General features: G+C 63.4%; 4 protein-coding genes and 1 pseudogene. All 5 read left to right on the forward strand.

The features are described 5' to 3' along the window. Positions 1-133: 133 nt before the first annotated feature. Positions 134-904, forward strand: a pseudogene (locus GTW58_RS12790) (IS481 family transposase); the annotation flags it as partial. A gap of 409 nt (positions 905-1,313) precedes the next feature. Beyond that, on the forward strand, positions 1,314-2,231 hold the full coding sequence (locus GTW58_RS12795) for an Abi family protein (RefSeq protein WP_232818142.1): 918 nt from the start codon (positions 1,314-1,316) through the stop codon (positions 2,229-2,231). Between the two features lie 288 nt (positions 2,232-2,519). Continuing rightward, complete coding sequence (locus GTW58_RS12800; protein ID WP_232818141.1) at positions 2,520-2,663, forward strand: type II toxin-antitoxin system RelE/ParE family toxin; 144 nt, start codon at positions 2,520-2,522, stop codon at positions 2,661-2,663. Positions 2,664-2,712: 49 nt separating this feature from the next. Continuing rightward, entirely contained in the window at positions 2,713-3,015 is a 303-nt protein-coding gene (locus tag GTW58_RS12805; protein WP_119933808.1) for a HigA family addiction module antitoxin, read from the forward strand. After that, complete coding sequence (locus GTW58_RS12810; protein ID WP_119933807.1) at positions 3,012-3,836, forward strand: alpha/beta fold hydrolase; 825 nt, start codon at positions 3,012-3,014, stop codon at positions 3,834-3,836. Before GTW58_RS12805 ends, GTW58_RS12810 begins: the two co-directional genes overlap by 4 nt. The last annotated feature ends 259 nt before the right edge of the window (positions 3,837-4,095 follow it).

The raw sequence follows: 4,095 nt of genomic DNA on the forward strand, positions 1-4,095 counted from the left end.
TCCTGTCGCAGCCAGTTGTGGAGGGTGACCTCGTGGATGCCCAGGTCCAGTGCGGTCTGCTTGACCTGGCGTGACCTGACCTATGGCTCGGTTTCCAGTTTGACCTGACCTATGGCTCGGTTTCCAGTTTGACCTGACCTATCGGTGCGGCAGTCCCATGCGACTTCGCGAGGGGCCGGTTCAACTTGCGAGCAGGCTCGGCATCGCACCGTCCACCGTGCATCGCATCCTCACAACCACCCGGCTGAACCGGCTCGCATACGTCGACCGCGCTACAGGTGAACCTGTCCGCCGTTACGAGCATGACTACCCCGGGTCGCTCGTGCACGTGGATGTGAAGAAGCTCGGGAACATCCCCGACGGAGGCGGCTGGCGTTATGTCGGCCGCCGCCAAGGCGAGAAGAACCGCTCCGCCACCCCGGACAAGCCCCGCAGCAAGTGGCACAACCCTAAGCTGGGGTACGCGTTCGTGCACACCGTCATCGACGACCACTCCCGCGTCGCCTACACCGAGGTTCACGACGACGAAACTGCCATCACCGCCGTCGCCGTCCTGCACCGGGCGGTCGACTGGTTCGACGACCGCGGCGTCACCATCGAACGCGTCCTGTCGGACAACGGCGGCGCGTACCGCTCCTTACTGTGGCGCGACGCCTGCGAGGAACTCTCGATCACACCGAAGCGGACTCGCCCGTACCGGCCGCAGACCAACGGGAAAGTCGAGAGGTTCCACCGCACCATGGCCGACGGGTGGGCTTACGCCCGCTGCTACCGCAGCGAGCAGGAACGCCGCGACGCCTTGCAGGCCTGGCTGCACCAGTACAACCAGCACCGGCCACACAGCGCCTGCGATAACCAGCCGCCGTTCTCACGTTTGATCTACGTCCCCGATCAGTACATCTAGGCGCTGCTCGTCACAGCTCACGTGGGGTGATCCCCCTTCCGTGATCTTGCACTCGCGATCACGGAAGGCTTGTCGCGATCCTATCCGTCCTGCCAAACAAGGTCAAGGGTGAGCGGTCATGACGTTAGCGATGTTCGCTATGTGGTCGAATGGAGATTCAGTTTGTAAGATGCCTGGTCAGAAGCATCTTTTGGTCCAGCTGGTAGAAGGAGTTCGGTTCCGCTCTGGCATCTGAGTCCGTGTCTTGTCGCGCGGGTGGGTGGGGCTGTTGTGTCGATCACCGGCCTCAGGCGTTGAAGGTGAATGCCATCTCGCGTACACTCTGGAGTACTAAGACCGGTTCCGCCTACTTCGGTAGGTCCAGGGCCGGTCCTCATTTTTTCCGGGGCGGTGGCGTGTGGCGGAGCAGGTGAAGTCGTACAAGACCTACGACGAGCAGGTTGACCTCTTGCTCAGGCGGGGCATGCTCATCGAAGACCGCGCCGTTGCTGCCAAGACACTGGCGCGGGTGAACTACTACCGGCTCAGCGGCTACTGGTACCCCTTCCGCGTTAAGTGCGAGGACGGCCGCGCTGACGACTTCTATCCAGGCACGAGATTCGACGACGTTGTTGCGCTCTATGAGTTTGATGCCAAGTTGCGAGGCGCAACGTTTGAAGCGCTCATGCCGATCGAACTCGCGATCTGCACTCTCCTCGGTCATGAACTAGGGCGTGTCGACCCGAGTGCCCATCTGGATCCCACCCTCTTGGGGCCAGTTGCCCGGCGTGGTCACGCCCACGCAAAGTGGTTGCGGCGCTACAACGAATCGCTTCGCCGCTCGCGAGAGGACTTCGTTGCTCACCACAAGAAGAAGTACGGCGGGCAGGTTCCCGTGTGGGCGGCCGTCGAGCAGTTGGATTGGGGCAGCCTCAGCCGCCTGTTCGAGTTCGCTCCGCTTGGCGTGCAGGAGGCGGTCGCTGATGCTTGTTCGCTGCGTGCGCCGCAGCTGGGTAGCTGGCTCAAGGTGCTCAATGTTGTGCGGAACACCTGTGCTCACCACGGGCGATTCTTCAACAGGGTGCATGCCATCACTCCGAAGCTGCCGGCGGCGGGGCTGCACCCCGATCTCGACGCAGTCAATGCCGACTACAACCGCACCTTCGGCCTCCTCACGCTGATCCAGTTCCTGCTCGATCGTCTCGACGCGGGCCCAGGCGATCTGCTCCCTGACGTAGTCGCCGCCTACCCTGACGTCCCGGCCATACCGATCACGCACATGGGAGCACCTGGTGAATGGCGCGGAAGTAGCCGGTTGTGGAACGGTGGTCAGTCGCCGGAAGCCTGACCGTAAAGAGCGACTGCTCCTGCGGCCGATCCGGTAGTGGAGTCGGCGTGGTTGGCCAGGCTCACGCGGCTTGCGATCCCTCCATCTGTGCATTGACCAGCGGAGGCGCTGCTCGTAGCGCCCCTATCGCGTGATGGCCGTATCCATCGGAACTCGGTGGAGTTCCGATTTAACGTCTAGCATTATTGGCGAGGTCGGCAAAATTCTTGTGTCGTGATTAGGTCGTAGGGCAGCAAGGACGCCGAGCGCATCTGGCAAGAGTAGTACGTCAAGCGTGTTGATCGGGCAGTGCAGCGTGCCACCTTGAGAAAGCTCGAATTGATTCATGCAGCTCGGGACGTTGAGGACTTGAGGATCCCACCGGGCAGCCGCTTTGAGCAGCTGGTCGGAGACCGACGGGGCCAACACAGCATTCGAGTTAACTTGCAGTGACGTATCTGGTTCGTGCGGACCGACGCAGGACCGGAGGAGGTGGAGATCGTTGACTACCGCTGAGAAGATTGCCCCGATCCACCCTGGGGAGGTCCTCATGGAGGACTTCATCGAGGGCTTCGGGATCACGCAGAACAAGCTCGCCGTGTCGATCGGCGTCCCGCCTCGGCGGATCAACGAGATCGTGCACAGCAAGCGGGGGATCACCGCAGACACGGCGCTGCGGCTCGCGAGGTACTTCGGCACGTCGGCCGAGTTCTGGATCAACCTGCAGAGCCACTATGAGCTTGACCGCGCCGAGGACGCAGCAGGTGAGCAGATCGCGGCGATCGCGCCGCTACAGGTCGCGTGACCAGCTGCGTCGTGCAACGCCCCGGAGGCGTCTGCATCGCGGTCACCGACCTCGGCGGCGACGGCCCTGTCGTCGTGCTTCTGCACGGGCTTGCCGGGAGCTCGCGGGAGTTGCTGCGCACGGCGCGAGCGTTGCAGGACCATCGGGTCCTGCTCGTGGACCAGCGAGGGCACGGTGCGAGCACGCGGCTTCCCGATGATCTATCCCGCGACGCTTTCGTCGGCGACGTCGTGGCGGCGATCGAGGAGCTCGCCCCAGGGAGTCGAGCGACGCTCGTCGGGCAGTCGATGGGAGCCCACACTGCTTTTCTCGCAGCAGCAGCGCGCCCAGACCTGGTCGAGGGGCTCGTGATGCTCGAAGGTCATGTGTCGGGGAGTGACGATCCGCGCGAGGCTGCTGGTCTCGGCGCGTACTTTGCGTCCTGGCCGGTTCCGTTCCGGGGAGAGGCCGCTGCCCGCGAGTTCCTCGGTGATGACGCGATCGTTGATGCCTGGGTAGCGGATCTCCAGTCGACGGATGATGGGCTCGTCCCGCGTTTCGACTCCGCGGTCATGCAACGCACGATCGAGGCTGTGCATGAACCGCGCTGGGACGAGTGGGAAGCTCTGCAGGTTCCGACGCTCGCGATTTTCGCCAAGCACGGGATGTTCAGCGATGCCGACAAGGACGAGCTGATCCGGCGCAGGCCCGAGACGGTCAGAGTCGATCTCTCTGGCGGCAGCCATGATGCGCACCTCGACGCCTTCGACGAGTGGATCGACGTGCTTCGCCGCTGGTTATCTCGCGATCAGGCCAGCGACTCGCGGACCAGTGTCCGCTGAGGTTGTTAGCTGCGGCGACGCGGTGGAGTTCCGCTTCTCGAACTAAACCGCTGAGGTCGCCACTCGATTGTACGATCGCGATCCGGCGTTCATTAGCGGCCGCCTGAAATGCTTCCGCTCAGCGGCCGAGCTGACTCGTCACCGTGGGCATGTCTGTGTCTGCCCGCAGGAGTCGGGAGCGGGCAAACCGGGCCTTCACAGCTGAGTGTGGGTAGCGGTTCTCCGCCAGGGGCGATGACCGCCTGCAGCGAGCAGAGCC

It is taken from the genome of Kocuria subflava, assembly GCF_012163155.1.
In the GTDB taxonomy this organism is placed as follows: domain Bacteria; phylum Actinomycetota; class Actinomycetes; order Actinomycetales; family Micrococcaceae; genus Kocuria; species Kocuria subflava.